We start from the raw sequence: 23,837 nt of genomic DNA, 5'->3' as shown, positions 1-23,837 counted from the left end.
ACCCGCCTTACCATCCCGGCGGCAGATCCGCACCCAGCGCCGCGAGGGGGCCGCGGGCTTTGAGTCCCACCTCGGCGACCTCCTCGTCGGGATCGGAGAGCCAGGTGATGCCGCCGCCGGCGCCGACGTACGCTCTGTCCGGACGAAGCACGATGGACCTGATCGTCATCGCCAGGTCCGCGTGGCCGTCGGTGCCGACCCAGCCGAAGCATCCGGAATAGATGCCGCGACCTCGCCCTTCCAGCGCCGACAGGATCGTCATCGCTGACAGCTTCGGCGCTCCGGTCATGCTCCCCGCCGGAAAAGCGGCGTCCAGCAGCTGCCCGAGGGTGGCGTCCGGTCGGAGCCCGCCCGCTACCGTGCTGACCAACTGGTGGACGGCCGCGTACGACTCGACCTCGAGCAGGCGTTCGGCGCGCACCGTTCCCGGCCGGCACACCCGCTGCACGTCGTTGCGCATCAGGTCGACGATCATGACGTTTTCGGCCCGTTCCTTCACGCTGTCGACGAGCTCGCGACGCAGCGCGGCGTCCTCGTCGGCGTCGCGGCCGCGCGGCCGGGTGCCTTTGATCGGGCGCGTGCGCACCAGGCCGTCGGCGACGTCGAGAAAACGCTCCGGGCTCGCACTGAGCAGCGCTGTCGTGCCACTGCGGATGATTCCGCCGTGGTGCGCGGGCAGCGCCTCCCGCAGCGTCAGATACGTCGAGGTGGGATCGAACGGTGCGGATGCCGCGACCGTGAACCGCGTCGTCAGGCAGAGCTGGTAGGCGTCGCCGGCGCGGATCGCGTCGCGGCACCGGGCGATGAGTGCGCGATATTCCTCGGGCGTCTGGCGTGCCGATGCCACCGGCGGCGGGCGGTGTGCGGCGGAACGGCGGGGCGTCTCCGTCCGCGGCGCGGCCGTCGCGGCGCCGTCCACCGCGGAGGCGAGTGCTTCGCCGCGGTCGGCCGGCGCGGCGATCCACACCTCGTGGGCGGCGTGGTCGAAGACGACGAACCACTCGATTCGCAGCCACAGCTCCTGTGGTCCGTCGGCGGGGTCGGCTCGCCCGGGGGCGCCGGCAGCCGCCGCGGCGTCATCGAAGCCCAACCACCCCACCCACCCGCCCTGGAACGGACCGGGCACGACCGCCGCCGGGCGCACGTCCGGCACCAGCGCAACATCTCGGGGGCCGACGCCGGGAGCGCCCGTTCCCAGCCAGCTGAATCCTGTCGTGGCGCCCGGTCCGGCATCCAGCCAGAACGCGTGCTCCTCGCCGCTGAGGATCGCCTCGAAGACGACGGCCGGGTCGACCCAGTCGTGCCGACGGGCGACGAGGCGCGTGGTCATCGCTCCAGGCTAGTCGGGACGCTCGGCGGCCGTCCGGCAATGTTCAGCATGCACACACCCTCACCCGCCATAGGCTGGAGAGGTGAACGAGTTCCTCTCATGGCTGCTCGATGCCGTGCAGAGTGTGGACCCCGTCCTGCGCACGGTTCTCGCGGGTATCGCCATCATGCTCGAGACCAGTGTTCTCGTCGGCCTGATCGTGCCCGGAGACACCGTCGTCATCGTCGCTTCCACCGCTGTCGGTTCGGTCGGCGAGGCCGTCGTGCTCATGGTCGTGGTCGTCGCGGGCGCTCTGATCGGCGAGAGCGTGGGATTCTGGCTCGGTCGATGGCTGGGCCCCCGCATCCGGTTCTCGCGGCTCGGACGTCGGATCGGCGAAGACAATTGGACGCGCGCCGAGCTCTATCTGCGACGGCGCGGTGGACCGGCGATCTTCCTCTCCCGCTTCCTGCCGGTTCTGCATTCGCTCGTGCCCTTGACAGTGGGGATGAGCGGGTTCTCCTATCGGCGCTTCCTCGCGTGGACGGCACCCGCCTGCACGGTGTGGGCGGCGGCTTACGTCAGCGTGGCGGCAGCGGCGGCGGGCACCTATCGCGAGATGGCCGACCGTCTGCATACGGCGGGGTACTTCTTCGTCGGCGCGATCGTCGTCTTCCTCTTTCTCGCCTACGTCGCCAAGCGCGTGATCGTGGCACGCGAAGCGCGTCACATGCGACCGGACGACGAGGCGACCGGCACGCAGCGCTCGGACGGCATGGGAGACTGAATCGATGGCCGCCGAACCCGCACCACGCCTGAAGGTGCTCTGGATCGCCCGACTGGAGTACCGGTTCCATGCGTGGCGAGAGCGTCGGGCGCGCGCCCGCGGCCTGCGCGCCAGTGTGTCGGCGTATCCCGGCTACGGCGGCGAGGATTGGGTGCGCGTCCTCGGCCGTGTGCTGATCGTCCCTCCCGTCCGCGTCCGTCGTCGGCGCGGCGACGACGGCGGTGTCCGTGGTTGGCGCAGCTTCGCCGCCGTTCCCGTCGGTTATGCGACCGTGACCGTGACCGTGGACGGAGCCACCCACGAGGTGATCGCCGACCGTGGCGGCGTCATCGACGCCGTGCTGCCGGCCCGGCTGCAGCCGGGGTGGCAGCCCCTGTCGATGACCGTCGAGGGCTCCGAACCGTTCTCGACGCGTGTGTTCGTCGTGGGCTCAAACGTTCGTTTCGGCATCGTCTCCGACGTCGATGACACGGTCATGGTGACGGCCCTGCCCCGGCCGCTCATCGCGGCCTGGAACTCCTTCGTCGTCAACGAGCACGCTCGCCAACCGGTGCCCGGCATGGCCGTGCTGCTCGAGCGTCTCGTGCGGGAGCATCCGGGCGCACCCATGATCTACCTCTCGACGGGCGCCTGGAACGTCGCGCCGACGCTGCAGCGTTTTCTCCGTCGTCATCTTTTCCCTCCCGGCGCCCTGCTGCTGACCGACTGGGGCCCCACGCACGACCGGTGGTTCCGCAGTGGCCGCGCCCACAAGGAGGAGAATCTCCGGCGCCTCGCGCGTGAGTTCCCCCACGTCAGATGGGTGCTCATCGGCGACGACGGGCAGCACGACGATGCTCTGTACACGGCGTTCACGGGCGCGCACCCCGAGCACGTCACGGCCGTCGCGATCCGACGGCTGTCGCCGGCAGAGGCGGTGCTCGCCGGAGGACGTACGGCCGTGGACGATCACACGGCCGCGACGGTCCCGTGGGTAGCCGGTGACGACGGAGCCGCCCTTCTCGATCGTCTCGCCGAGATCGGTGTCGTGGGCGGCCCGGCCGACGGCGTCGGAGGCCCCGCGTAGGCTGACCGTATGTGCGGTCGATTCGTCGTGGGCAGTTCCGGCTCCGAGCTCGTCGGTGTGCTGCGAGTGGATGTCGTCGGAGACGATCTTCCCCAGCCCTCGTTCAACGTGGCGCCGACCGACCGCGTGGCGATCGTGCTCGACTCCGCGAAGACCGAGCCCCCGACGCGTCGCCTGGAGGCGGCGCGCTGGGGTCTGATCCCCGGGTGGGCAAAGGACATGGGTATCGGTGCGAAGGCGATCAACGCACGCGCCGAAGAGGTCGAGAACAAGCCGATGTTCCGGCAGGCGCTGATCGCGCGGCGAGCCGTCATCCCGGCATCCGGCTATTACGAGTGGAAGACCGAAGATGGCGTGAAGTCGCCGTACTACATCCACCCGTCTGACGACGAGCCGCTGTTCTTCGCCGGTCTCTACGAGTGGTGGAAAGACCCCGCGAAGGCCGCGGACGACCCCTCGCGGTGGGTGCTGAGCTTCACGATCATGACCAGGGATGCCGTGGGTCAGCTCGGCTCGATTCACGAGCGCATGCCGCTGTTCATCGACTCGGACTACGCCGATGTGTGGCTCGACCCCACCACGGAGAATGTCGGCGATCTGCTGGACGCGACGATCGACGCTGCCCCCGCCCTGGTGGACGGCATGCTCATGCGCGAAGTCGACCGCGCCGTCGGCAACGTGCGCAACAACGGTCCGCAGCTGATCGCACCGCTGTCGTGACGAACGGCGGGACGGACCCGAAGGCCCGTCCCGCCGTACTCGGCAGGATCGTTCGATCCCTACGCGAACTCGATCGTCGCATCCTCGTTGTTGAGCACGATGACCGGAGTGATCGCGGAGTGCCCCGCGCGGCGGATCTTCTCCGGGTCGAAGCGAAGGAGCGGCGTGCCGGGCTCGACCGTGTCTCCGGCTGTCACGAGCGTCTCGAAGCCGCCGCCCTTCATGTCGACCGTGTCGATGCCGACGTGGATCAGAAGCTCCGTGCCGTCCGCGAGAGCGAGGCCGATCGCATGCCCGGTCGGGAAGACCGATGCGACCGTGCCGCCGGCCGGCGCGACGATCGTGTCTCCGGTGGGGTCGATCGCGAGGCCCGGGCCCATCGTTCCTTGGGCGAACATCGCATCCGGAACCTCGGAAAGTGCGAGCACGCGGCCCGCCACCGGTTGACGAAGCTGCAGGACCGCCGGCGGAACCGACGAATCCAGCCGCTGCTCGGCAGCAGCACCCGCGGCGATCGCGGCGCCGCCGACACCCCCGACGAAGCCTGCCAGTGCGCCGGTCTGGCCGGCATCGGCCCCGCGGAAAGCCTCGATGGTGCGATCGTTGAGGATGTCCTCCATCGCGTCCTTGACGAACTGGACGTTCAGGCCGTAGACCACCTGCACGGAGTGGCCTCCCGGTTTGATGGTCCCCGCGGCTCCGGCGCGCTTGAGGGCGTGCTCATCGACCTGAGAGGGGTCGGCGATCTCCATCCGTAGACGTGTGGCGCAGTTGTCGACCTCGATGATGTTGTCCCTGCCGCCGAGAGCCGCGATGAACTTCTCCGCCGTGCCGTGATACCCGGAAAGGCTCGTGCCGGCGTTGTCGGCGTCCTGCTCGTCGAGCTCGTCGCCACGGCCGGGCGTCTTGAGCTTGAAGCGCTTGATCACGAAGTAGAACGTGAAGAAGTAGATGAAGAACCAGGCGACGCCGAGCAGCAGCAGCATCCACGGGTTCTCGGCCATCGGGTTCGTCCACTGCAGCACCATGTCGATGAAGCCCGCCGAGAAGCCGAAGCCCAGGCGCGTGGGCAGCATCGCGGTGATCATCACCGAGATCCCCGTGAAGACAGCGTGGATGAGGTACAACCACGGCGCGACGAACATGAAGGAGAACTCCAGCGGCTCGGTGACGCCGACGAAGAACGAGGAGATCGCGCCCGAGAGCATGATTCCGTAGGTGATCTTCTTGCGACGCGTGTCGGCCGTGAGATACATCGCGAGGGCCGCGCCCGGCAGACCGAACATCATGATCGGGAAGAACCCGGCCATGTACTGGCCCGTGACGCCGTAGGTTCCGGTGCCGTTGAGGAAGTTGACCAGGTCGTTGATGCCGGCCACATCGAACCAGAACACCGAGTTGAGCGCGTGGTGCAGACCTGTCGGAATCAGCAGACGGTTCAGGAAGCCGTAGATTCCGGCTCCCACCGGACCCATCGTGGAGATCCACTCGCCGAAAGTTACCAGCGCGCCGAAGACGACGGGCCACACGAACATCAGTACGACGGCGACGATGAGCGACAGGCCGGCCGTCACGATGGCGACGGAGCGCTTGCCCGAGAAGAACGAGAGTGCGTCGGGCAGCTTCGTGTCCTTGAACCGGTTGTAGCACCACGCGCCGATGAGGCCGGCGACGATGCCGACGAAGACGTTCTGGACTTTGCCGAAGGCGGGGTTCACATCGCCCAACTCCCCCAGCCCCAGCAGCTTCTGCATCGTGGCGGGCGCAAGGAGGGTGGTGATCGTGAGCCACGATACGAGGCCCGCCAAAGCCGACGTGCCGTCGGTCTTGTTGGCCATACCGATCGACACGCCGACGGCGAACAGGAGCGGCATGTTGTCCAGGAGTGCCCCGCCGGCCGCGCCGAGGAAGGCGGAGGCGGTGTTGGCACCGCCCGCAGCGGAGCTGATCCAGTACGAGATGCCGGAGAGGATCGCGGCCACCGGCAGCACGGCCACCGGCAGCATGATCGACCGACCCAAGCGTTGCAAGAACTTCATCGATGAAACTCCGTCCTGGTGGGGCACTGGCTCTCGCGAGCGCGCGAGCCACGCATGGGACGCTACCCCCGATCAGGCCAAACGCACAGCATTCACTCAGGAATCGGCGAAATCTCCGACGAAAACGCGAAACCCCCGGGGAGCTACCCGGGGGTTCTTGGTGGACCTGAGGGGACTCGAACCCCTGACCCCCTGCATGCCATGCAGGTGCGCTACCAGCTGCGCCACAGGCCCATTTTCAGTTTGTCACCGCTCCGCGGCAACCCCTCAAGCTTACTACATGCCGAGGGGTGCGACGAACACGACTCAGTCCGCGACGGCGGGTGCGGGCACCTCGATCGGGATGATCGGGCAGTCCTTCCACAGCCGCTCGAGTCCGTAGAAGACGCGCTCCTGCTCGTGGAAGACGTGGACGACGAGGTCGCCGAAGTCGAGGAGCACCCACCGCGACTCCTGGCGGCCTTCGCGGCGAAGACGCTTGACACCGTTCTCGAGCATCGCCTCCTCGATCGCGTCAGCGATGGCGGCCACGTTGCGCTCGCTGGATCCGGTGGCGAGGAGGAAGGCGTCCACCAGCGGCAGAGGCTCGGAGACGTCGAAGGCGAGCAGGTCCTCGGCGCCCTTGCTCTCGGCGGCCGCCGCGGCGACGTTCACGAGGGTGCGGGTGGTGTCGGCGGCGGTCATCGGAATGCTCCTGTCACGAGGGCCACGATCAGCACGCCGGTCAAGGCCAGCGCCAGCGCACCCGCGGTGATGACGAGGGCCAGCATCAGCCGGCTCCCCTTCTCGGGCGCGGGCGGTTTGATGATGTCTTCGGCACTCTTGATCGTGCTGATCGCGGAACTGGCCGCGATCGGGGTGGGTGAAGAGGAGGCGGGCAGCTCGCCGTCGACGAGGACGGCGTCCGTCTCCTTGTTGTCGGTGCGACCCGGCATGGTGCCGGTCGACCCGAACGACTCGGGAAGCGAGAACGTCCCGGTGATGAGGACTTCTCCGGTGCCCGTGATCGGCGAGACGAGCGCACCGGTCTCCGGTGTCTGCGACAGGATCAGCGCATTGGGCGCCGACAGTGCCCCCGTGGCGGTGCTGCCGCGCGTCAAGAGCTGATCGAAGGATGCCGGGAGGTCGATCTCCACGCTCTCGCCGGCAAGGAGACCTGAACCGAACGTCGGCGCGACCACGGGACGTTCCTCGTCCTGTGCGATCTCGGGCGCGTTCTCCGCCATGGCATCCGCCGCGGCGACGTCTTCTGGGCGGGCCTCGGAACCTGTCTCGGAACTGGTCGCGGCGGGGGCTGGTGTCTCGTCGGCGACCGGCACCGAAGCCGTCCGCAGCCGCTCTTGGCGGCGCGCGGCGCGGCGCGTGAACGACGGCGCTTCGACGTCGACATCTGCCGCCGCGGGCGGTGCCTCGGCCACCTCGACGGGTTCGGCCGCGCGCGGCAGCGGCGCGACGACGGGAGGTGTCGGTTTGGCGGGCTGACTCGCCTTCTCGGCATCCGCGGGGGTGATCACCGGCGTCGAGGCGGTGTTGCGCATCTCGCGCAACTGACGGCGGGTCAGCTGGGGAGTATCGGGCTGGTCGGGTGTGCTCATGCCTCGCTCCGGTAAAGGTGGTGCTTCGCAATGTATTGGACGACGCCGTCGGGCACGAGGTACCACACCGGGTGGCCTCGGTTCACCCGCTCACGGCAGTCGGTGGACGAGATCGCCAGGGCGGGGATCTCGAGTCTGCTGACGACGTCCTCGGGAAGGCCCTCGGTGGACAGGACATGTCCCGGCCGGGACACCGCCACGAAGTGGGCCAGGTCCCAGAGGTCATCGTGGTCGCGCCATCCGAGGATCTGGGCGATCGCATCGGCTCCCGTGATGAAGAAGAGCTCCGCGTCGGGACGTGTGCTCTTCAGATCGCGCAAGGTGTCGATGGTGTAGGTGGGGCCGCCGCGGTCGATGTCCACGCGGCTGACGGTGAACTGCGGATTGGATGCCGTCGCGATGACGGTCATCAGATACCGATGTTCACCGGCGGTGACCTTCTCCTTGTCCTTCTGCCACGGCATGCCTGTCGGGACGAAGATCACCTCGTCGAGCTCGAACGACTGCGCGACCTCGCTCGCCGCCACGAGGTGTCCGTGGTGGATCGGGTCGAAGGTCCCACCCATGACCCCGATGCGGGGGGCGCGTACCGAGGTCATGCCGACGTCCTAGTGGTGGCCGTGTCCCACCTGCGCCTGGTCGACGGGGTGCGCCTTGGCGTAGGCCTCGGCCTTGTGCGAGTGACGGTTCGCCACGTTGCGGTAGGACACCGTGACCAGTCCCAGCGCCAGGAACACGATGAACGCGATCAGGCCGAAGATGAACGTCTGGGCCTGGACGTTGCCGTGAGGCTCTGCCTGCGCCGCAGCGAGGGCGAGGGTCGTGGCGAGGGTCATTCGGACTCCTTCGAAAGTCGGGTCTGTTCAGTTTAGGCCGTCAGATACGGATCTGCCCGGACCCACGCGCCAGCCACTTGGTGCTGGTGAGCTCGGGAAGGCCCATCGGCCCTCGGGCGTGCAGCTTCTGTGTCGAGATCCCGACTTCGGCGCCGAAGCCGAACTCGCCGCCGTCGGTGAAGCGCGTCGACGCGTTCGCCATCACCACGGCGGAGTCGACTTCGGCGAGGAACCGCTCTGCTCGGGCCTCATCCGTCGTCACGATCGATTCCGTGTGATGGGTCGAGTAGCGACGGATATGGGCCAGTGCCTCGTCGAGGTCGTCCACGACGCGCATCGAGAGGTCGAGGCTCATGTGCTCGGTCGACCAATCGGCGTCCGTTGCTGCCACGGCGTCCACGACGAGTTCGCGCACGGTCTCGTCGCCATGGATGGTGACGCCGGCATCCTGCAGCGCGGCGGCCACCGGAGGCACCAGCCGCTCGGCAGCGTCCCGCAGGACGAGAACCGTCTCCACTGCGTTGCAGACGCTCGGCCGCTGGGCCTTGGCGTTCACGACGATCTGCTCGGCCCATTCGAGCGGAGCCGACGAGTCCAGGACGATGTGGACCACACCGGCACCGGTCTCGATCACCGGGACGGCTGACTGCGTGACGACGGTCTCGATGAGCTGCGCGCTGCCACGCGGGACCAGCACGTCCACGAGGCCGCGTGCCTGCATCAGAGCGTGCGCGCCCTCGCGGCCGAAGTCGTCGACGGTCTGAATCGCTTCGGGGTCGATCCCCTGGCCCGCCAACGCATCGCGCATGGCGGAAACGAGTGCGGCGTTCGTCGCCTGCGCCGCCGTGCCACCGCGCAGGACGACGGCGTTGCCGGAACGCAGCGCCAACGCCGCGATGTCCACGGTGACGTTCGGGCGGGCCTCGTAGATCGACCCGACGACGCCGAACGGCACCGAGACCTTCTGCAGGCGCACACCGTTGCTCAGCGTGCGCTCGTCCAGCACGCGGCCGACCGGGTCGGGCAGCTCGGCGACGTCGCGCACGGCAGCGGCGAGGGCCGCGACCCGGGCGCGGTCGAGGCGAAGACGGTCGAGGAGGCCGTCGGACAGGCCGTCGCGCTCTCCGCGCTCGAGATCGACGGTGTTCGCCGAGACGATGTCGTCGGTGGCTGCCTCGATCGCGTCCGCGATCGCGCGCAGCGCCTCGGCCTTCTGCGCATCGGTCAGCAGTCCCACGCCGCGTGCCGCCTCGTGCGCACGTTCGATGCGGTGGCGTGCGGCGGTGGGCGCGTCGACGGAGACGGTGGTCATCCGCCCATTCTACCGAGCGGTGCCCCGGCCTCCGACGTGGGCGGCGGGGTCAGACCGAGCTCACCGTGGGCAACGGCGTGGTGCCCACGCGCGGCGGCGTTTCGGGGTTCGGAGCAAACCAGGTGCCGATGTCGTCGCCCGACAGTGCCTGCTCGACGAGGTCGGCACTGGTGACGAGCACGCCGATGCCGGATGCCGCGGCCAGGCGTGCCGCGGATGCCTTGGTGGCCGCTCCCCCGGTGCCCACGCTGTTGACGACGACCGATCCGAACTCGAAGCGACTCAGGTCGTCGCCGTAGGGCACCGTGTGGATCGCTTCGGCGCCGGGTTCGGACGGCGGACGGGTGTACAGCGATGCGATGTCGCTGAGAAGGATGAGCGCATCGGCCCCGATCAGCTCGGCCACGAGGGCGGCGAGGCGATCGTTGTCGCCGAAGCGGATCTCGTGCGTCGCGACGGTGTCGTTCTCGTTGACGATGGGCAGAACGCCCAGACCCAGCAGCCGATCCACTGCGCGGCGGGCATTGGCGCGGTGTGCGGCGTTCTCGAGGTCACCGGCCGTCAGCAGCACTTGGCCGGCGAGAAGCCCGTATCGCTCCAGCGTGGTCTGATAGCGCCACATGAGCACGTTCTGGCCGACCGCGGCCGCCGCCTGCTGGGTCGCGAGATCGGAGGGCCGGCCGTCGAGGTTGAGCAGGGGCAGCGCCGTGGCGATCGCGCCGGAGGAGACCAGCACGACCTGCGTGCCGCGGGCGTGTGCGGCCGCGAGTGCGTCGACGATCGATTCGATGCGGTGATGGTTGTCCCCGCTGATGGAAGAGGAGCCCACCTTCACGACGACGCGACGCGCCCCCGCGATGCCGGACCGATCGTGCACGCTCACGCTTGCTCGTCATCCTCTCCGTCGAAGGAGAAGTCCGGCACCCCGAGGCGCTCGGCCTCGAGTTCCGCCCGGGCTTCCGCCTTGGCGTCCATCCGCTCGTGGTAGCGCTCGCGTCGCTGTGATGTGGTGCGGCGCGGGTTCAGGTCGAGGCGGGGGTCGGTGCCGCGCGGAGCCGTCATCAGTTCGGCGGCCGACGAGAGCGACGGATGCCAGTCGAACACGATGCCGTCGCCCGGCCCGATCACGACCGTCGAGCCCGCGACCGCTCCCACGCGGAACAGCTCATCTTCCACGCCCAGCTTTTCGAGGCGATCTGCGAGGAAGCCGACCGCTTCTTCGTTCTGGAAATCTGTCTGCTGTACCCATCGCAGCGGCTTGTCGCCGAGGATGCGATAGACGTTTCCGTAGGTCCCGCCCTCGACGCGGATCTCGAAGTCCTTCTGCGCGCCCTTGGGGCGGATCACGATGCGCTCCGCTGCGGGAGACTCGGCCACCTGCACACGATGCTGCGCGATGATGTCGCCCAGCGCGAACGTCAGCTGCCGCAGACCCTCGTGGCTGACCGTCGAGATCTCGAACACCCGGTAGCCGCGCTCTTCCAGATCGGGGCGCACCAAGTCGGCGAGATCCTTGGCCTCGGGCACGTCGACCTTGTTCAGAGCCACGAGCTGCGGGCGATCGAGCAGCGGCGTCTGTCCTTCGGGAACCGGGTAGTTCGCGAGTTCCTCGCGGATCACGTCGAGATCGCTCAGCGGGTCACGACCGGGTTCCAGGGTCGCGCAGTCGAGGACGTGCACGAGTGCGGTGCAGCGCTCGACATGGCGCAGGAACTCGAGTCCCAGCCCCTTGCCCTCGCTCGCGCCCTCGATGAGTCCGGGTACGTCGGCCACGGTGAAGCGCGTGTCGCCGGCCTGCACGACGCCCAGGTTCGGATGCAGCGTCGTGAACGGGTAGTCGGCGATCTTGGGGCGTGCCGCGGAGATCGCCGCGATGAGGCTGGACTTGCCCGCCGAGGGGAAGCCGACGAGGGCGACATCGGCGACCGTCTTCAACTCGAGGAGGACGTCACCCTCCCACCCGGGCGTACCGAGCAGTGCGAAGCCGGGCGCTTTGCGCTTGGGGTTCGCAAGAGCGGCATTGCCGAGCCCGCCCTGACCGCCGGGGGCGACGACGAAGCGGGTACCGGGGACGACGAGATCCGCGAGCGTCTCCCCCTCGGCATCCTTCACCACCGTGCCGACCGGAACGGCGAGCTCGAGACTCTCCCCCGCGGCGCCGGAGCGGTTGTCGCCCATGCCGAAACCGCCGTTTCCGGCAGCGCGGTGCGGTGAGTGGTGGTACGACAGCAACGTCGTCACCTGCGGGTCGGCGACGAGGACGATATCGCCGCCGTGTCCCCCGTTGCCACCATCGGGACCGGCGAGCGGCTTGAACTTCTCGCGGCGCACGGACACACAGCCGTTGCCGCCCTTGCCGGCGCGCAGATGGAGCGTCACTCGATCGACGAAGGTCACCATGTCGGTCTCCTGACGGGGAAGGTGGGAAAGGGGAAAAGGGGATCTAACGAAGGAGGGGCGAGCCGAAGCCCGCCCCTCACCTCATGATGTTCGTGGTCGAACGCGCGGTCACTCCGCGGCGGCGACGATGTTGACGACCTTCCGGCCGCCCTTGGTGCCGAACTCGACCGCACCGGCGGCGAGGGCGAACAGCGTGTCGTCTCCGCCGCGACCGACGTTGGCGCCCGGGTGGAAGTGCGTTCCGCGCTGGCGAACGAGGATCTCGCCCGCGTTGACGGCCTGGCCGCCGAAACGCTTCACGCCCAGTCGCTGGGCGTTGGAGTCACGACCGTTACGGGTAGAGCTTGCGCCCTTCTTGTGTGCCATCTCGTGTGCCTCTTCCGCTTACTTGATGCCGGTGATCTTGACGCGCGTGAGGTCCTGACGGTGGCCCTGGCGCTTCTTGTAGCCGGTCTTGTTCTTGAACTTCTGGATCACGATCTTCGGGCCGCGCTCCTCGCCGAGGACCTCGGCGGTCACGGTCACCTTCGCGAGCTTGTCGGCGTCGGTCGTCACGGCGTCACCATCGACGAGCAGCACCGCGGGCAGCTCGAGCTTGTCGCCGATCTTGGCCTGCTGACGGTCGAGGACGACGATCGTGCCGACCTCCACCTTCTCCTGACGGCCACCGGCGCGCACAACTGCGTAAACCACTTCACACCTGTTTTTCTTCTGCGGAGCCAACGGCCCCGGCTGTCTTCATGGGACGAGTACGTCCCCTGAGGGTGTACCCAAATATCCAGTGCGGAGGCGAAACTCGACGCACCAAGGGTCTACTTTACCGGATGCCGAGGTCATCGGCAAAAGCGAAGCGAGGCGTGTCGCGCGTCGACCTAGACTGCGGGGATGGCGATCCTCATCGATGACCCGCGCTGGCCCGCCCACGGGCGGATGTGGGCGCATCTGGTCAGCGACAGCGACCTCGATGAACTGCACGCCTTCGCCGCCGCGAACGGCATCCCTCGGCGCGGATTCGATCGCGACCACTACGACGTCCCGGAAGACGCGCTGCCGCGTCTGATCGCTGCCGGAGCCGAGCACGTCAGCGGCCGCGAACTCGTCAAACGCCTGATCGCCTCGGGTCTGCGCATCACCGCGCGCGAGCGTCGCGAGGGCTGAGAGCGCCCCCGCGACGCGCGAACGTCACTCCGCAGCGGATTCGGCGCTCGGCGTCGCCGCGACCGGGGTGCCGGTCAGCGCCGCGGTGGTGACGCGACGACGTCCCCGCCCCTGGCCGGGCGCCTTCGGCTCCGGCAGAGCGCTCAGAACCGAGTCGAGAAGGATCTCCTTCTCACTCCGCTCGGTGGACGACGAGCGAGGAGCCGACTCGCGCTTCTTGCGCGGGCGCTTCGCGCGCTCGGGCGCGACCTCCGGCTGGACGTCGGGCAGCGTCACCTCGGCGACCTCGGAGGCTTCCTGTGCATCCTCGGTTGCGGTGTGGATGGTGGACGCCGCGATCTGGGCGAGCGCCGACTTCGCGCTCTCGGTGATCACGTGCGTCCCCCCACTCACGGAGCCGTTGCCGGCGGAGGTGGCGGGCGAGGAGTTCTGGCGCGACCGACGTCCGCCGTTGGATGCGGGCGCCGGCGCACCGCGGTGCTTGACGACCGGGTCGTGGTGCACGATCACGCCACGGCCCGCGCAGACTTCGCACGCCTCGCTGAAGGTCTCGAGCAGTCCCAGTCCCAGCTTCTTGCGGGTCATCTGCACGAGGCCGAGCGAGGTCACCTCGGCGACCTGATGCTTGGTGCGATCGCGGCTGAGGCACTCGACGAGGCGTCGCAGCACGAGATCGCGGTTGGACTCGAGCACCATGTCGATGAAGTCGACGACGATGATGCCGCCGATGTCGCGCAGGCGGAGCTGGCGGACGATCTCCTCGGCGGCCTCGAGGTTGTTCTTGGTGACCGTCTCCTCCAGGTTGCCGCCGGAGCCGACGAACTTGCCGGTGTTGACGTCGACCACCGTCATGGCCTCCGTGCGATCGATGACGAGCGAGCCGCCCGACGGCAGCCAGACCTTCCGGTCCAGCGCCTTCTCGATCTGCTCCGTCACGCGGAAGCGGTCGAACGGGTCCTGGTCGTCTTCGTACTTCTCCACGCGCTCGAGAAGGTCCGGCGCGACGCCGGCCAGATAGGCCGTGATCGTCTGGTAAGCGTCCTCGCCCTGGATGAGCATCTTGGAGAAGTCTTCGTTGAAGACATCGCGGACGATCTTCACGAGCAGGTCGGGCTCGGAGTGAAGGAGCGCAGGGGCGCCGATCTTCTCGACCTGCGACGAGATGTGCTCCCACTGTGCGGTGAGCCGCTGCACATCGCGCGTGAGCTGCTCTTCCGTAGCGCCCTCAGCGGCCGTGCGCACGATGACGCCGCTGGATTCCGGCAGCACCTCCTTGAGGATGCGCTTGAGGCGCGCGCGCTCGGTGTCGGGGAGCTTTCGCGAGATGCCGTTCATGGCGCCGCCCGGCACGTACACGAGGTAACGGCCCGGCAGCGAGATCTGACTCGTCAGGCGCGCGCCCTTGTGGCCGACGGGGTCCTTCGTGACCTGGACGAGAACGCGGTCGCCGCTCTTGAGCGCCAGCTCGATTCGCCGCGGCTGGTTGCCCGTCTCCACGGCATCCCAGTCGACCTCTCCGGAGTAGAGCACGGCGTTGCGGCCCCGGCCGATGTCGACGAAGGCCGCCTCCATGCTCGGCAGGACGTTCTGCACGCGGCCGAGATAGACGTTGCCGATGAGCGAGGACTCCTGGCTGCGAGCGACGTAATGCTCGACCAGCACGTTGTCTTCGAGAACCGCGATCTGGATGCGACCGTTCTTCGAGCGCACGATCATGTCGCGGTCCACGGCCTCGCGGCGGGCGAGGAACTCGGCCTCCGTGACGACGGTGCGGCGGCGTCCGGCCTCGCGGCCGTCGCGGCGACGCTGCTTCTTGGCCTCGAGGCGCGTCGATCCCTTGATTCGCTGCGGCTCGGTGATCAACTCCACGGCGCGCCGGCGAGGCTGGCTCTGCTCTCGCGGGGCGTCATCATCGTTGGCCGACGATCCGCCGCCACGTCGACGGTTGCGCCGGCGCGCGCTCGTGCCCGAATCGGACGCGCCCTCGTCGCGATCGTCTCGGGGATCCAGGCGGACGCCGGGACGCGCGGGAAGCGGCACGATGGTCGGAGCGTAGAAGACCAGCTTCGTGGAGACGGCGGAGACGAAGTCCGCGGGCAGAAGTCCGAGGCTCACGGCCGTGACGGCCTCTTCCGTCTCGGGCTCGGCGGTGTCGGCCGCGCCGGCCTCTTCCGTCTCGGGCTCGGCGGTGTCGGCCGCGCCGGCCTCTTCCGTCTCGGGCTCAGCGGTGTCGGTGGCGGTGCTGTCCGCGGTGGCGGTCTCGACGCTCGGGGCCTCCGCGACCGGCTGCACATCCGCAGCCTGCTCGGGCGTCACCGGCGCCGTCGACTCGGGCTCCGCCTCGGCGCCGGTCTCGGCGTCAGGCGTGTCTGCGTCCGTCGACGCGACGTCGCCTTCGGAGACGAGAAGCGGCGGGGTCAGGACCTCGTCGGCAGGGGCTGTGGACTGATCGTTGTTCTCATCGGCCATCTCTGGCTTACTCCTCGCCGCCGGCTCCGCGTGCCGTCGGGTGAACTCTGGCGGCGTCACCCGATGCTGGGGAACCGCATACTCACTCGGTCTGCAGCCTCACCCGCTCGTCGGCGGGACTCGTGCTGCCAAGGGCGTTCATCGCCCGAAGTCTTCGGTGATGCGGGGTGCGGCGCGGCCGCAATGCATCGGCGTCCATTATCGCATCATCCGGCGAAGATTGAGCAGAGCGACGCTCGGAGCATCATCCGGCCCTCGCCCGACCTCTCAGCGAGGACCATGCGTGTGGATGCGATAATCGCCAGCATGTCCGCGCAGACCGTCGATGCACGCCCCAAGATCCTCGCCATCTGGCTCGTGATCGCCGGGGTGATCGGCTGGATAGCGGCGTTCGCCCTGACGTTGGAGAAGTTCGACAAAGCCGCCGGATCGACCGCACCGGCCTCGTGCGACTTCAGTGTCGTCGTGCAATGCAGCACGAACCTCGACTCCGCCCAGGGGAGCGTCTTCGGCTTCCCCAATCCCATCCTGGGCCTCACCGGGTGGATGGCGCCGATCGTGGTGGGGATGGCTGTTCTCGCCGGAGCGCGTTTTGCTCGGTGGTTCTGGATCACCTTCTTCGCCGGCATCACCTTCGCCTTCGGCTTCGTGATCTGGCTGATCACGCAGAGCATCTTCTTCCTCGGAACTCTCTGCCCGTGGTGCATGGTCACGTGGATCGTCACGATCCCGACCTTCTACGCCGTGGCCGTCCATCTGTTGCGCTCGGGCGTGGTCTCCTCGCAGCCGCGCGTGCGCGCCGTCGGTGCGGCGCTGGCCGCATGGGTTCCGCTCATGGCATTCGTGTCGTACGGGGTCGTCCTCCTCCTGGCGCAGCTGCGCCTGGACGCCGTCCCGCAGCTGCTCGACGTCATCTTCTGAGACTCCGCGTCGCCGGCGCCCGGCGCTCGAACGGCCGGTGCCCTCCCGTCTCAGGGACGGAACGGCACCGGATCGCGCAGGGTGGGATCAGAACCAGATCGCCAGTTCACGTGCGGCCGACTCGGGGCTGTCGCTGCCGTGGACGAGGTTCTGCTGAACCTTCAGGCCCCAGTCTCGGCCGAAGTCTCCTCGGATCGTGCCGGGTGCCGCGGTCGTGGGATCGGTCGTGCCGGCGAGTGAACGGAACCCCTCGATGACGCGGTTGCCGGCGAGACGGATCGCAACAGACGGCCCTGAGAGCATGAACTCGAGAAGCGGCTCGTAGAAGGGCTTCCCCGCGTGCTCGGCGTAGTGCTGCTCGAGGACGTCACGGTCGGGCTCGACCAGCTTGATGTCGACCAGGGCGTAGCCTTTGGCCTCGATGCGCGCGAGGATCGCTCCGGTCAGGCCGCGCGCCACGCCGTCGGGCTTGACGAGGACGAGGGTCTCTTCGGTGGGCATTTCAGTCTCCGTTCGTGACGTGCGGGGAAGCGCCTGCGCGCACCGCGTTGCGGCGGTCGAGCGCTCTGCCCTTGATGGTCGCATACGCGTACATGCCCCCGAAAATCACTCCGACGAGGACGAGTGCGGGCACGATCAGTCCGCCGAGCACGACGACGACCTGCCAGAGCCAGCCGAGCAGGATGCCCACACGTGAGCGGGTCAGGCCGGTGGTGACGACCATGAGTGCCGCGAGGACGGAGCCGCCGACGATCCCCCACCATGAGGGGATGCCGTCGGGAAGCGCGTTCAAGCCATAGATCGCCAGGCCGCCGAGGAAGACGATGATCGACTCGAATCCGAGCACGACCTGCGCGAGCGACTCTTCCGCGCCGCGCGCGCGTCGCACGCGCCCGCTCACGCGCTCCACCCCGACTTCCAGTCACCGTCGGCAGCGAGTTGCAGGGCCTCGCCCGCCAGCACGACGCTGCCCGCGATGACGACCGCGCGTCGGTTCGAGCCCGCCGCCCACTCGCGCGCGGCTTCGGCCGCGTCGGAGAGGTCGCGGTGCACGGTGACGGGAACTCCCGCAGCTTCGACCAGGTCGGCCAGCGCGTCGGGGTCGGCTGCCCGATCGGAGTCCGGCGCCGTCACGAACACCTGGGTCGCCGCCGGGGCGAGAGCGGCCACGATCCCCGCCGTGTCCTTGTCGGCGAAGGCACCCAGAACGACGCCCCATTCGTCGAAGTCGAACGAGTCGCCCAGTGCGGCCACGAGGGCGCGTGCGCCGTGCGGGTTGTGCGCGCTGTCGATGAGCACGGTGGGCGCGACCCCGATCAGCTGGAGGCGTCCGGGCGAGGTCACCTGTGCGAGGCCGTCGGCGAGCACGTCGGGTGCGATGGGCTGCGTTCCGGCGCCGATGAGCGACTCGACGGCCGCGATCGCCAGGGCGGCGTTGTGACCCTGGTGGGCGCCATAGAGGGGCAGGTAGAGATCGTCGTATGTCGCCGCGAGGCCACGCACGCTCAGCTGCTGGCCCCCGACGGCGAGGGCCTGGCTCGTCAGACCGAAGGCGGTTCCCTCCACGGCGAGGGACGCGCCCCGTGCAGCCGCGGCCGCGGTGAGGACGCTCAGGGCCGATGGCTGCTGCTGCGCCGACACCGCGGAGGCACCGGTCTTGATGATTCCGGCCTTGACGGCGGCGATCTCGGCGATCGTGTGGCCGAGCTTGTCGGCGTGGTCGAGATCGATCGGTGCGATCACTGCGACGTCCCCGTCGGCCGTATTCGTCGAGTCCCAGCTTCCGCCCATCCCGACCTCGATGACCGCGACGTCCACCGGGGCGTCGGCGAATGCCACGAAGGCGAGCACCGTGAGCAGCTCGAAGAAGGTGAGAGCTGCATCGCCGGATGCCGCGAGCTCGGCATCGACGAGGTCGACGATCGGGGCGATCTCGTCCCAGGCGTCGGCGATGAGGCCGTCGTCGATCGGTTCCCCGTCGATCATGATCCGCTCGGTGAAGCGTTCGAGGTGAGGACTCGTGAACAGCCCCGTGCGCAACCCGTGGGCGCGCACGATCGATTCGATGATGCGGCTGGTCGAGGTCTTCCCGTTCGTCCCGGTCACATGCACGACGCGATACGTCCGCTGCGGGTCGTCGAGCAGTTCCAGCACGCGGCGGGTGCGTTCGACGCGGGGCTGCACCCATTGCTCGCCCTGGCGGGTCAACAGGGCGCGGTAGACGGCGTCGGCGCGCTGGCGGTCGTTCACGAGGACGCTCCGATCCGGGTCACGGCAACGGTGACGTCGCCGGTGTTGGCGTACGTGCCGGCGGCGACCACCGCCGTGTGATCGGCGTCGATCGTCTCGGCGGCAGCCAACACCGATCCCTCTCCGACGAGCGCGGTGCCTTCGGGTGAGACGACCGCGTAGTCGAGGGCGAGTGTCTCGCCCGCGACGTCCGCGGTGGCGAAGGCGGCCGCGACGGCCGCGGCATCCTCCGATGCGGAGAACAGCAGCTGCAGGCGGATGCGGTCGCTCACGTCGAAGCCGGCGGCCTTGCGGGTGTCCTGCACGGCGCGGATGATGTCGCGCGCGAGCCCCTCGGCTTCGAGCTCGGGCGTCGTGGTGGTGTCGAGCAGGACGAAGCCGCCCTGGCGGTCTCCCGCACCCGTCAGCACCGCGAGCGCCTCGCCGTCGGGGCGTCCGGCGGTCTCGAGCACGAGGTCGTACTCCCCCGGCTCCAGGGCGATCCCGCCGACGACGACAGAGCCGTCGGCGTCCGTCCACTCCCCTGCGCGGGCGGCGGCGATCACCTGCTGCACCTGCTTGCCCAGGCGGGGACCGGCGGCGCGGGCATTGACCGACAGGCGGTGCGTGATGCCGTAGTCGACCGCCGTGCTCGCCTCGAGCTCGACGAGCTCGACGGCCTTCACGTTGAGCTCGTCGCGCAGAATGTCCTCGAACTGTGCGAGCGCCTCGGCGTCCGGCACCACGACCGTGAGCCGCGGCAGGGGCAGGCGCACGCGTTTGCCCTCCTTCTTGCGGAGGGCGTTCGCGACGCTCGAGACCTCACGGACGGCGTCCATCGCGGTGCGGATGTCGGATGCCGTCGGGAACGCGTCGGCGTCGGGCCAGTCCTCCAGGTGCACGCTGCGACCACCGGTCAGGCCCTGCCACACGCGCTCGGAGATCAGCGGGATCAGCGGCGCGGCGACGCGCGTCAACGTCTCGAGCACCGTGTAGAGCGTGTCGAACGCTTCGGTGGATGCCGGGTCGTCGGTCACCCCCACCCAGAAGCGGTCGCGCGATCGGCGGACGTACCAGTTGGTCAGCGCCTCGGCGAAGTCGCGGAGCGTGGCCGCGGCGGTCGTCGAATCCAGCTGCTCCAGGTCGGCGGCGACGCCGCGCACGAGGTCTCCGGTCAGCGCGAGGATGTAGCGGTCGAGCACGTTCGTCGAGTCGGTGCGCCACGTCGCCTGGTAACCCCCGGGGGCGGCGGCGTTGGCGTACGTCGCGAAGAAGTACCACGTGTTCCACAGCGGCAGCAGGAACTCGCGCACTCCGGCGCGGATCCCCTCCTCGGTGACGATGAGGTTGCCGCCGCGCAGCACGGAGGACGCCATGAGGAACCACCGCATGGCGTCGGAGCCGTCGCGGTCGAACACCTCGCTGACATCCGGATAGTTGCGCAGCGACTTGCTCATCTTCTGCCCGTCGCTTCCGAGCACGATGCCGTGGCAGGCGACACCCGTGAAGGCGGGCCGGTCGAACAGGGCACCGGACAGGACGTGCATGACGTAGAACCAGCCGCGCGTCTGGCCGATGTACTCCACGATGAAGTCGGCCGGCGCGTGCTCGTCGAACCACTCCCGGTTCTCGAACGGGTAGTGCACCTGGGCATACGGCATCGACCCCGAGTCGAACCAGACGTCGAAGACGTCCTCGATGCGCCGCATCGTGCTCGCTCCCGTCGGATCGTCCGGGTTCGGGCGCGTCAGCTCGTCGATGAAGGGACGGTGCAGATCGACGTCGCCGGCGGCATTGCGCGGGAGCCGGCCGAAGTCGCGCTCCAGGTCGGCGAGCGACCCGTACACGTCCACGCGCGGGTACTCCGGGTTGTCACTGCGCCAGACCGGGATCGGCGAGCCCCAGAAGCGGTTGCGGCTGATGGACCAGTCGCGGGCGCCTTCGAGCCACTTGCCGAACTGGCCGTGCTTGACGTTCTCCGGCGCCCAGGTGATCTGTTCGTTCAGTTCGATCAGACGGTCCTTGATCGCCGTGACGCGGACGAACCAGCTGGAGACGGCCTTGTAGATCAGAGGGTTGCGGCAGCGCCAGCAGTGCGGATAAGAGTGCTCGTAAGACGCCTCGCGCAGCAGGCGGCCCTCGGCGCGCAGCAGGCGGATGAGCGGGCGGTTGGCGTCCATCCACAGTTCGCCCGCGACATCGCCGACCTGCGGGAGAAAGCGCCCGCCGTCGTCGAGGCTCATGATCAGCGGGATGCCGGCCGCCTCGGTGATCCGCTGGTCGTCCTCACCGAACGCCGGTGCCTGGTGCACGATGCCGGTGCCGTCGGTCGTGCTGACGTAATCGTCGACGAGGATGCGCCAGGCCGACGAGGTTCCCCACACCTCGGCATCCGCGTAGTAGTCGAAGAGCCGGTCGTAATGCACGTCCGCGAGCTCGCTGCCGAGAATGGTCCGTTCCACGGCTTCGGCCGCCTCGGCCGCGTTCTCGTATCCGAGATCCTTCGCATAGCCGCCGAGCAGATCGGAAGCGAGCAGGTAGCGATGTGCCGCCGCGCCCTCGTCGTGGCCGGATGCCGGGACATCCGCCGCTCCGTTCGGCCCACCGGGCACGACGATGTACTCGATGTCGGGACCGACCGCGAGGGCGAGGTTGGTCGGCAGCGTCCAGGGCGTGGTCGTCCACGCGAGGGCGCGGACACCGGTGAGCCCCAGGCTCTCCGCCTTCACGCCGACGAGCGGGAACGTGACGGTGACCGAGGGGTCCTGCCGCATCTTGTAGACGTCGTCGTCCATGCGCAGTTCGTGGTTCGACAAAGGAGTCTCATCCCGCCAGCAGTAGGGCAGCACGCGGTGCCCCTCGTAGGCGAGACCCTTGTCCCAGAGCTCCTTGAACGCCCACAGCACCGACTCCATGTAGCCGGTGTCGAGGGTCTTGTACCCGCGTTCGAAGTCGACCCACCGGGCCTGTCGAGTGACGTAGTCCTCCCACTGCTGGGTGTACTCGAGCACCGACTCGCGGGCCTTCGCGTTGAAGGAAGCGATCCCCATCTGCTCGATCTCGCTCTTCTCGGTGATGCCGAGCTGTTTCATGGCCTCCAGCTCCGCCGGAAGTCCGTGCGTGTCCCAGCCGAAGACGCGGTCGACTTTCTTGCCCCGCATCGTCTGGAAGCGCGGGAAGAGGTCCTTCGCGTATCCGGTCAGCAGGTGTCCGTAGTGCGGCAGACCGTTGGCGAACGGCGGGCCGTCGTAGAAGACCCACTCCTCGGCGCCGTCGCGCTGCGCGATCGAGGCGCGGAACGTGTCGTCGCGCGTCCAGAAGTCGAGCACGTCGCGCTCGATGGCGGGAAATCGGGGGCTCGGAGACACGTCGGCGGCGGGACCGAAAGCGCTCGTGACGCCGGCGGCGGGGTTCGTCGAGGGACGGGGGTAGCTCATGTCACTCCAGCAGGTGCTCGTGCATCGGATTCGTGCAGTCTTCCTGCGAGGACGATCGTGCGACCGCGGTACCACCCCGCTTGCCGACACCCATCGTCGGCCACTCATGCGACGGCTGTGACGGGCCTGCCCCGCGCGGTTCTAGTGACCCCGGGGGGTTCCCTGGGCGTTCTTCCGCGAGCTCCCCGGTGATGGCCGGATCGGTGCTGATCAGACCATCATACCGGGCGCGTAGGCTCGAGGGATGGCTGCCCGCTCCTCCGGTTCTCTCGGTCCCCGGCCTCCGCGAATCAGCGCCCCCGACGTTCCCACCGACCTCGACGCGGTCAGCGCGCTGCGCAGCCGGGCCGACCTGCTCGGCGTTCTCGTCGACGGTGTGGGCGGCGAGGTGGATGCCGCGCACTGCCGTCTCGTCGAGTCTCGGGTGGATGCGGCTTCCGGACCGGCCGCCGGTCACGTCGACGCCACGGGCGCCACGTTCGTCGACGTCGCGGTCGACCAGCTCCGCGCGATGGCGCTGGTCGCGCGTGACGGAAGCTGGCGCAATGTCGAGCTGACCGGCGGGCGCATCGCGACGCTCGACGGGCTGCGGGTGCGCTGGGACAGCGTCGTGGTGCGCGGCGCGCACATCGACTACCTCTCGCTGCCGTCCGCCGAGCTCACCGACGTGCTCTTCGTCGACTGCAGCTTCGGCTCGATCGATCTGCCTGAGGCGCGACTCGCGCGGGTCGCCTTCGAGGGATGCCGCGTCGACGAGGTCGACACGCGTGGAATGCGAGGCGACGATGTGGATCTGCGCGGGCTCGAAGCGCTGGCATTCACCGATGTTCGTGCGCTCACCGGTGCCTGGCTCCAGCCCCGACAGGCTGAGCTTCACGCCCCCGCGTTCGCGCAGGCTCTCGGCATCCGGATCGTCGCGTGAACATCGAGACGGCGCGGCTGCGGCTGCGCGAGATGACCGACGAGGATCTGCCGGACCTGCGCGCGATCCTCCACGACCCGGAGGCGATGACGGCGTACAACGGCGCGTTCAGCGATGCGGAATCGTCGGCGTGGCTGCGTCGCATGCAGCAGCGGTACCGGGACGACGGTTTCGGGCTGTGGGCGGTCGTCGGTCGCGACACGGGTCGGATGATCGGGCAGTGCGGCATCACGCGGCAGCAGATCGATGACGACGAGATCGTCGAGGTCGGCTACCTGTTCCAGCGCGCTCACTGGGGTCACGGGTACGCCGTGGAGGCCGCCGCCGGGTGTCGTGACTGGGCGTTCTCGACGCTGGGGATCGACGAGCTGTACGCGAAGATCCGCTCGACGAACGTGGCCTCGATGAACGTCGCGATCCGACTCGGCATGACGGTGCGCCGCACCTTCACCACCCACTACCGCGGCGTCGACATGCCACACCTCGCCTTCGCCGTCGACCGTGACGCGTGGGCCCGCCGCGCCGGCTCGCCGTCGATCGGTTCGCGAGGAGAGGCCGCGAACTGAGGAGCGGATGCGGTCGCCATCTCCTCGGCATCCGCCATCTCCTCGGCATCCGCCGCGTGGCCTGGCCCCCG

Annotated in this window: 23 protein-coding genes and 1 tRNA gene; 7 read left to right on the top strand and 17 right to left on the bottom strand. The window is 68.8% G+C overall.

The features are described from left to right. Positions 1-7: 7 nt before the first annotated feature. On the bottom strand, positions 8-1,330 hold the full coding sequence (locus tag CEP17_RS04860; protein ID WP_112931458.1) for an anthranilate synthase component I family protein: 1,323 nt from the start codon (positions 1,328-1,330) through the stop codon (positions 8-10). An 82-nt stretch (positions 1,331-1,412) separates the two neighbouring features. On the opposite strand from CEP17_RS04860, the gene CEP17_RS04855 reads away from it, so the two are divergent. From CEP17_RS04855 to CEP17_RS04845, 3 genes are read left to right on the top strand one after another with little or no spacing between them, the layout of a single operon-like run. Then, the gene (locus CEP17_RS04855; protein ID WP_036317297.1) at positions 1,413-2,096 is read left to right on the top strand and encodes a DedA family protein; all 684 of its coding nucleotides are present in this window, start codon (positions 1,413-1,415) and stop codon (positions 2,094-2,096) included. A gap of 4 nt (positions 2,097-2,100) precedes the next feature. Continuing rightward, positions 2,101-3,162, top strand: coding sequence for a phosphatase domain-containing protein (locus CEP17_RS04850; RefSeq protein WP_039415894.1), 1,062 nt, complete (start codon positions 2,101-2,103; stop codon positions 3,160-3,162). Positions 3,163-3,171: 9 nt separating this feature from the next. After that, a complete protein-coding gene (locus CEP17_RS04845; protein ID WP_112931457.1) occupies positions 3,172-3,882 on the top strand; it encodes an SOS response-associated peptidase in 711 nt (236 codons plus the stop codon). A gap of 59 nt (positions 3,883-3,941) precedes the next feature. Here the strand turns inward: CEP17_RS04845 and nagE are convergent, their stop codons facing one another. From nagE to rplU, 11 genes are all read right to left on the bottom strand, one after another. Further along, positions 3,942-5,921, bottom strand: coding sequence for an N-acetylglucosamine-specific PTS transporter subunit IIBC (gene nagE / locus CEP17_RS04840; protein WP_112931456.1), 1,980 nt, complete (start codon positions 5,919-5,921; stop codon positions 3,942-3,944). Between the two features lie 158 nt (positions 5,922-6,079). Further along, positions 6,080-6,155, bottom strand: a tRNA-Ala gene (locus CEP17_RS04835). 72 nt (positions 6,156-6,227) lie between these two features. Then, positions 6,228-6,605, bottom strand: coding sequence for a ribosome silencing factor (gene rsfS / locus CEP17_RS04830; protein ID WP_036320905.1), 378 nt, complete (start codon positions 6,603-6,605; stop codon positions 6,228-6,230). Next, entirely contained in the window at positions 6,602-7,516 is a 915-nt protein-coding gene (locus CEP17_RS04825; RefSeq protein WP_112931455.1) for a hypothetical protein, read from the bottom strand. Before CEP17_RS04825 ends, rsfS begins: the two co-directional genes overlap by 4 nt. Continuing rightward, positions 7,513-8,115: a nicotinate-nucleotide adenylyltransferase gene (gene nadD, locus CEP17_RS04820; RefSeq protein ID WP_112931454.1), complete on the bottom strand. Its 603-nt coding sequence runs from the start codon at positions 8,113-8,115 to the stop codon at positions 7,513-7,515. Before nadD ends, CEP17_RS04825 begins: the two co-directional genes overlap by 4 nt. 9 nt (positions 8,116-8,124) lie before the next feature. Next, positions 8,125-8,352 carry a hypothetical protein gene (locus CEP17_RS04815; protein ID WP_039416779.1) on the bottom strand — a complete coding sequence of 76 codons (228 nt, stop codon included), beginning with the start codon at positions 8,350-8,352 and terminating at the stop codon, positions 8,125-8,127. Positions 8,353-8,392: 40 nt separating this feature from the next. Next, positions 8,393-9,664 (bottom strand): glutamate-5-semialdehyde dehydrogenase, encoded by a 1,272-nt coding sequence (locus tag CEP17_RS04810; protein ID WP_112931453.1) that lies wholly within the window; start codon positions 9,662-9,664, stop codon positions 8,393-8,395. Between the two features lie 49 nt (positions 9,665-9,713). Then, a complete protein-coding gene (proB, locus tag CEP17_RS04805) occupies positions 9,714-10,547 on the bottom strand; it encodes a glutamate 5-kinase (protein ID WP_036318567.1) in 834 nt (277 codons plus the stop codon). Next, positions 10,544-12,064 carry a GTPase ObgE gene (gene obgE, locus CEP17_RS04800; protein WP_039416783.1) on the bottom strand — a complete coding sequence of 507 codons (1,521 nt, stop codon included), beginning with the start codon at positions 12,062-12,064 and terminating at the stop codon, positions 10,544-10,546. Before obgE ends, proB begins: the two co-directional genes overlap by 4 nt. A gap of 108 nt (positions 12,065-12,172) precedes the next feature. Continuing rightward, the gene (gene rpmA, locus CEP17_RS04795; protein WP_023950785.1) at positions 12,173-12,430 is read right to left on the bottom strand and encodes a 50S ribosomal protein L27; all 258 of its coding nucleotides are present in this window, start codon (positions 12,428-12,430) and stop codon (positions 12,173-12,175) included. An 18-nt stretch (positions 12,431-12,448) separates the two neighbouring features. Further along, positions 12,449-12,757, bottom strand: a complete 309-nt coding sequence (gene rplU, locus CEP17_RS04790; protein WP_005053490.1) for a 50S ribosomal protein L21 — start codon at positions 12,755-12,757, stop codon at positions 12,449-12,451. Between the two features lie 192 nt (positions 12,758-12,949). On the opposite strand from rplU, the gene CEP17_RS04785 reads away from it, so the two are divergent. Continuing rightward, on the top strand, positions 12,950-13,222 hold the full coding sequence (locus CEP17_RS04785) for a DUF4031 domain-containing protein (protein ID WP_036318562.1): 273 nt from the start codon (positions 12,950-12,952) through the stop codon (positions 13,220-13,222). A 24-nt stretch (positions 13,223-13,246) separates the two neighbouring features. Here CEP17_RS04785 and CEP17_RS04780 read toward each other — a convergent pair whose 3' ends face one another. Further along, on the bottom strand, positions 13,247-15,691 hold the full coding sequence (locus tag CEP17_RS04780; RefSeq protein WP_112931452.1) for an Rne/Rng family ribonuclease: 2,445 nt from the start codon (positions 15,689-15,691) through the stop codon (positions 13,247-13,249). Positions 15,692-15,997: 306 nt separating this feature from the next. Between CEP17_RS04780 and CEP17_RS04775 the strand changes: the two genes are divergently transcribed. Beyond that, a complete protein-coding gene (locus CEP17_RS04775; protein ID WP_112931451.1) occupies positions 15,998-16,612 on the top strand; it encodes a vitamin K epoxide reductase family protein in 615 nt (204 codons plus the stop codon). An 87-nt stretch (positions 16,613-16,699) separates the two neighbouring features. Here CEP17_RS04775 and ndk read toward each other — a convergent pair whose 3' ends face one another. From ndk to ileS, 4 genes are read right to left on the bottom strand one after another with little or no spacing between them, the layout of a single operon-like run. Next, the gene (gene ndk / locus CEP17_RS04770) at positions 16,700-17,113 is read right to left on the bottom strand and encodes a nucleoside-diphosphate kinase (protein WP_005053482.1); all 414 of its coding nucleotides are present in this window, start codon (positions 17,111-17,113) and stop codon (positions 16,700-16,702) included. Position 17,114: 1 nt separating this feature from the next. After that, positions 17,115-17,513 (bottom strand): DUF4233 domain-containing protein, encoded by a 399-nt coding sequence (locus tag CEP17_RS04765; RefSeq protein WP_231560347.1) that lies wholly within the window; start codon positions 17,511-17,513, stop codon positions 17,115-17,117. Further along, positions 17,510-18,862, bottom strand: coding sequence for a folylpolyglutamate synthase/dihydrofolate synthase family protein (locus tag CEP17_RS04760; protein WP_112931450.1), 1,353 nt, complete (start codon positions 18,860-18,862; stop codon positions 17,510-17,512). Before CEP17_RS04760 ends, CEP17_RS04765 begins: the two co-directional genes overlap by 4 nt. Beyond that, positions 18,859-22,278: an isoleucine--tRNA ligase gene (ileS, locus tag CEP17_RS04755; RefSeq protein ID WP_112931449.1), complete on the bottom strand. Its 3,420-nt coding sequence runs from the start codon at positions 22,276-22,278 to the stop codon at positions 18,859-18,861. The genes CEP17_RS04760 and ileS overlap by 4 nt, the downstream gene beginning before the upstream one ends. Before the next feature lie 244 nt (positions 22,279-22,522). Here ileS and CEP17_RS04750 point away from each other — a divergent pair, with 244 nt between their 5' ends. Next, the gene (locus CEP17_RS04750) at positions 22,523-23,200 is read left to right on the top strand and encodes a hypothetical protein (RefSeq protein WP_112931448.1); all 678 of its coding nucleotides are present in this window, start codon (positions 22,523-22,525) and stop codon (positions 23,198-23,200) included. Then, entirely contained in the window at positions 23,197-23,766 is a 570-nt protein-coding gene (locus CEP17_RS04745) for a GNAT family N-acetyltransferase (RefSeq protein WP_112931447.1), read from the top strand. The genes CEP17_RS04750 and CEP17_RS04745 overlap by 4 nt, the downstream gene beginning before the upstream one ends. The last annotated feature ends 71 nt before the right edge of the window (positions 23,767-23,837 follow it).

Source organism: Microbacterium sp. PM5 (assembly GCF_003293595.1).
In the GTDB taxonomy this organism is placed as follows: Bacteria; Actinomycetota; Actinomycetes; order Actinomycetales; family Microbacteriaceae; genus Microbacterium.
Note: the sequence above shows the minus strand (reverse complement) of the source record. Positions and strands in the feature narration are given on the sequence as shown.

What these genes read in the sequence shown, in the direction of transcription:
- obgE (WP_039416783.1), bottom strand. Translation starts at nt 12,064, where the DNA reads ATGGTGACCTTCGTCGATCGAGTGACGCTCCATCTGCGCGCCGGCAAG.
- CEP17_RS04845 (WP_112931457.1), top strand. Translation starts at nt 3,172, where the DNA reads ATGTGCGGTCGATTCGTCGTGGGCAGTTCCGGCTCCGAGCTCGTCGGT.
- nagE (WP_112931456.1), bottom strand. Translation starts at nt 5,921, where the DNA reads ATGAAGTTCTTGCAACGCTTGGGTCGGTCGATCATGCTGCCGGTGGCC.
- CEP17_RS04825 (WP_112931455.1), bottom strand. Translation starts at nt 7,516, where the DNA reads ATGAGCACACCCGACCAGCCCGATACTCCCCAGCTGACCCGCCGTCAG.
- CEP17_RS04815 (WP_039416779.1), bottom strand. Translation starts at nt 8,352, where the DNA reads ATGACCCTCGCCACGACCCTCGCCCTCGCTGCGGCGCAGGCAGAGCCT.
- CEP17_RS04750 (WP_112931448.1), top strand. Translation starts at nt 22,523, where the DNA reads ATGGCTGCCCGCTCCTCCGGTTCTCTCGGTCCCCGGCCTCCGCGAATC.
- CEP17_RS04810 (WP_112931453.1), bottom strand. Translation starts at nt 9,664, where the DNA reads ATGACCACCGTCTCCGTCGACGCGCCCACCGCCGCACGCCACCGCATC.
- nadD (WP_112931454.1), bottom strand. Translation starts at nt 8,115, where the DNA reads ATGACCTCGGTACGCGCCCCCCGCATCGGGGTCATGGGTGGGACCTTC.
- CEP17_RS04785 (WP_036318562.1), top strand. Translation starts at nt 12,950, where the DNA reads ATGGCGATCCTCATCGATGACCCGCGCTGGCCCGCCCACGGGCGGATG.
- ndk (WP_005053482.1), bottom strand. Translation starts at nt 17,113, where the DNA reads ATGCCCACCGAAGAGACCCTCGTCCTCGTCAAGCCCGACGGCGTGGCG.
- rsfS (WP_036320905.1), bottom strand. Translation starts at nt 6,605, where the DNA reads ATGACCGCCGCCGACACCACCCGCACCCTCGTGAACGTCGCCGCGGCG.
- ileS (WP_112931449.1), bottom strand. Translation starts at nt 22,278, where the DNA reads ATGAGCTACCCCCGTCCCTCGACGAACCCCGCCGCCGGCGTCACGAGC.
- CEP17_RS04860 (WP_112931458.1), bottom strand. Translation starts at nt 1,330, where the DNA reads ATGACCACGCGCCTCGTCGCCCGTCGGCACGACTGGGTCGACCCGGCC.
- rpmA (WP_023950785.1), bottom strand. Translation starts at nt 12,430, where the DNA reads ATGGCACACAAGAAGGGCGCAAGCTCTACCCGTAACGGTCGTGACTCC.
- CEP17_RS04775 (WP_112931451.1), top strand. Translation starts at nt 15,998, where the DNA reads ATGTCCGCGCAGACCGTCGATGCACGCCCCAAGATCCTCGCCATCTGG.
- CEP17_RS04850 (WP_039415894.1), top strand. Translation starts at nt 2,101, where the DNA reads ATGGCCGCCGAACCCGCACCACGCCTGAAGGTGCTCTGGATCGCCCGA.
- CEP17_RS04780 (WP_112931452.1), bottom strand. Translation starts at nt 15,691, where the DNA reads ATGGCCGATGAGAACAACGATCAGTCCACAGCCCCTGCCGACGAGGTC.